The following is a 3,306-nucleotide window of genomic DNA, read 5'->3' on the forward strand; positions in this document are numbered from 1 at the left end:
AGGACGACGTTCAGCACCCACGACACGAGCGTGATGATGATGGCGCCGAAGATCGCGTCCCAGAAGAAGTTCTCGATGCTGAACGACAGGTCGAGCCAGCCGCTGACCCACTCGGTCAGCTGCAGCATGAATGCGTTGACGACGAAGATGAACAACCCGAGCGTCAACACGATGAACGGCAGCGACAGCAAGTTGGCGATCGGCTTGATGACGGCGTTGACGATGCCGAAGATCACGGCCACGAAGAAGATCGTCCAGAGCTTGGAACCCCAGCCGAGGTCACCTTCCGCGAGGTTGATGCCCGGCAGGACCAGCGCGGCAACCCACAGGGCAACACCGTTGACACCGACACGAATCAGGAAGTTCTTCACGCTGGCAGTCTGACAGGCCGGATGCCGCGTGGGCCGGTTTCGGCGTCAACTCGCCGCGTCGGGTGGCCGCTCGTCAGCCCGGCCTAGAGTGGCTGCCATGAGTGAGGACGTCGTGACGCTGCGATCCGCCCTGGCCAAGCTGCCGGCCTACACCCCGGGCAAGCCCGCCTCCGCCCCGCCGGGAGTCACCGCCTACAAGATCAGCAGCAACGAGAACCCGTTTCCGCCGCTGCCCTCGGTGCTCGGCGCCGTGCAGGATGCCGCGGGCGCGATGAACCGCTACCCCGACATGGGCGTCACCGAACTGACTGAGACGCTCGCGGCTCGCCTCGACGTGCCCCCGGAGCGGCTGGCCTTCGGGCCGGGCTCGGTCGGTGTCCTCGGTCAGCTCATCGCCGCGACCTGCGACGCCGGCGACGAGGTCGTCTTCGCCTGGCGGTCCTTCGAGGCCTACCCGATTCTCGTGACCCTGGCCGGGGCGGTGCCGGTGCAGGTTCCCTTGGCGGCTGGTGACCGGCACGACCTCGAGGCGATGGCCGACGCGATCACCGAGCGCACCCGTCTCGTGCTCGTCTGCACGCCGAACAACCCCACCGGCACCACCGTCACCGACGCCGAGCTCGAGTTGTTCCTCGAGCGGGTGCCGCGCGACGTCGTCGTGGTCATCGACGAGGCGTACCTCGAGTTCGTCACCGCGCCCGATGCCCCGGATGCCGTCGCCGTCCACCGCTCGCGGCCCAACGTCGTTGTGTTGCGCACCTTCTCGAAGGCCTATGGCTTGGCTGGGCTGCGGGTCGGGTACGCCGTGGCCCACGAACCGGTGGCCCTGGCGCTGCGACAGACCGCGATCCCGTTCGGGGTGAACTCGTTGGCGCAGGTCGCCGCGGTGGCGTCGCTGACGGCATCCGACGAACTCGAGGTGCGGGTCAAGGAACTCGTGGCCGAACGTGAACGGGTGCTGGCGGCGCTGGCCGAGCAGGGCTGGGAGCTCTCGGACTCGCAGGCGAACTTCGTCTGGTTCGGCCTCGGTGACGACACGCCGGCCTTCGCGGCGGCCTGTCAGGATGCCGGGCTGACCGTTCGCCCGTACGGCACTGACGGGGCCCGCGCGACGATCGCCGAACGTGAGGCCAACGACCGGCTCATCGAGGTGGCCAGGGCCTTCCTCGCAGCCCGTCGCGCCTGAGTGGGTGCCTCGTTCGGGGAGCGTGTCGCGCGGGTGACGAACGGTCGGAAGTTCATGACCGGCTTCCTCGCCGTTGCCGCGGCAGGTGGCGCTTTCGGGGCCGTGGTGGCGTTCGGCGCAGCCATCGCCCTGCGCGATCGCGGGGTCGAGGTCACCGGTGAGGTGATCGGCGTGCACACCGCGGGGCGCACCAGTGAGGTGACCGTCACCTTTCCTGATGGCCGCGGTCGGATGGTCGTCGCGGATGTGGGCAACTACCTGTTCGACCCCGAGCCGCAGATCGGCGATCGGCCTCGGCTGATCTACGACCCCGCTGATCCGGAGTGGAACGTCGCGGACGCGAGGCTGGGCCCCGACTTCAGCGCCGGCTGGTTCTTCAGCGTGGGCGCGGTGGTCGCGGCCGCCCTCATCGCCCCGACATGGACGGGCAAGATCGATTGGAACTCGTTGCGCTGAGTCGGCGCGGCTGTGGCCCCCCCAGGGGGTGCGCCCACGAGTCATTGCCCGCGTCAAGGAAGTCCTTGCGGCGGGCAACGACTCCCACAGGCACCCCCGCCCCTACCCCTCTCAGATTCCCCGCTTGATGATTGGTCGGTGTGCTGCCCTCAGCGGTTCCCCTCCCCAGTCGCGCGGGCCTGCCAACCGGCAAAGGGCCATCTCCACATCGCGCGAATCCGGGCGGGCGGCATCCTGGCTGCGCCGCCGGACGTGCAAAAGCCCCGGCAGGATGCCGTTGAGCGTGCGATTCGTGCTCAGCTGGCGCCGCGCTCCGCAGCATTGGTTGTCCAGCGGCGCAGGGCCGCATGTCGGCATTGCCGGTTGGTGGGTCCGCCAGGCAGCGCTCAGGCCCGGCCCGCAGTGCTCAGGCGGGCGGTTGCCCTCCGCAGGCCGTCCACACCAGGGTCGCGACCCGCGAGGCCCAGTTGTCGGGCACCGGGCGGCCCGCGATGTGCACCGAGTACCAGGACCCCGGGTACGACAAGGCCGACCAGGACGTCGCCTTCCCGTTCGGGTTCGGCCTGTCGTACACGACCTTCGAACTGTCCGACCTGTCGGTGAGCACCAGCGGGTCCGTCGCCGACGGCACCTTCGGGGCGCGCGTCAGCGTGACCGTGGCCAACACCGGCGACCGGGACGGGGCCGAGGTCGTGCAGGTCTACGTCGAGGACGTCTTGTCGGAGGTCGCCACCCCGCCGCGTCAGCTGCGCGGCTTCGCCAAGGTCGCCCTCGTCGCGGGGGAGCGCACCCAGGTGAGCATCGACCTCGACCAGCGGGCGTTCTCGTTCTGGTCCGACCGCCACCGCCGGTGGGCCGTCGAGGCCGGGGAGTTCGTCGTGGCCGTCGGGCGGCACTCGCGCGACCTGCCGCTGCGGGCGAGCCTGCACGTCGAGGCGCCGTCGCTGGCCGCACCCCTGACCGCCGCCTCGACCCTCCAGGAGTGGGTGGCCGACCCCGTGGGCGCCGAGCTCCTGGGCGCCGAGATGGCCGCGGCGCCGGGCGCGGGCGCCGGACCCGGTCTGGACGACGACGTCATCGCGATCATCGGCAACTTCCCGATGAAGGCCCTGGCGTCCTTCCCCGGCATGGTCATCGACCGGCCCACCCTGGATCTGCTCAGCGAGCAGTGGGCGGCACGCCAGGGACGGTGACGGCGACGTTCTGCTCGCCCCATGTGGTTCTCTGCGGCCACGTCCCACCGGTACGGTGGTCCCGACATCGGCAGTGACCGCAGCCACACCCAGCATCGCG

Annotated in this window: 4 protein-coding genes; 3 read left to right on the forward strand and 1 reads right to left on the reverse strand. The window is 70.0% G+C overall.

Features of this window, described 5'->3' with window-relative positions; genetic code table 11:
• Nucleotides 1–371, reverse strand: a 371-nt coding sequence (locus PLL68_RS12170; RefSeq protein WP_324534442.1) for a phage holin family protein, incomplete at its 3' end; no start/stop codon positions are given.
• Between the two features lie 97 nt (nucleotides 372–468).
• On the opposite strand from PLL68_RS12170, the gene hisC reads away from it, so the two are divergent.
• The 3 genes from hisC (at nucleotide 469) to PLL68_RS12185 (ending at nucleotide 3,206) form a co-directional block, all read left to right on the forward strand.
• Complete coding sequence (gene hisC / locus PLL68_RS12175; protein WP_324534444.1) at nucleotides 469–1,557, forward strand: histidinol-phosphate transaminase; 1,089 nt, start codon at nucleotides 469–471, stop codon at nucleotides 1,555–1,557.
• A gap of 54 nt (nucleotides 1,558–1,611) precedes the next feature.
• Nucleotides 1,612–2,013, forward strand: a complete 402-nt coding sequence (locus PLL68_RS12180) for a DUF3592 domain-containing protein (protein WP_324534446.1) — start codon at nucleotides 1,612–1,614, stop codon at nucleotides 2,011–2,013.
• Between the two features lie 491 nt (nucleotides 2,014–2,504).
• Nucleotides 2,505–3,206, forward strand: a complete 702-nt coding sequence (locus tag PLL68_RS12185; RefSeq protein ID WP_324534448.1) for a fibronectin type III-like domain-contianing protein — start codon at nucleotides 2,505–2,507, stop codon at nucleotides 3,204–3,206.
• The last annotated feature ends 100 nt before the right edge of the window (nucleotides 3,207–3,306 follow it).

The sequence above is a fragment of the Ornithinibacter sp. genome (genome assembly GCF_035443565.1).
GTDB lineage: Bacteria > Actinomycetota > Actinomycetes > Actinomycetales > Dermatophilaceae > Fodinibacter.

Excerpts from the sequence above, each read along its gene's own strand:
- hisC (WP_324534444.1), top strand. The coding sequence starts at position 469 with ATGAGTGAGGACGTCGTGACGCTGCGATCCGCCCTGGCCAAGCTGCCG.
- PLL68_RS12180 (WP_324534446.1), top strand. The coding sequence starts at position 1,612 with ATGACCGGCTTCCTCGCCGTTGCCGCGGCAGGTGGCGCTTTCGGGGCC.
- PLL68_RS12185 (WP_324534448.1), top strand. The coding sequence starts at position 2,505 with ATGTGCACCGAGTACCAGGACCCCGGGTACGACAAGGCCGACCAGGAC.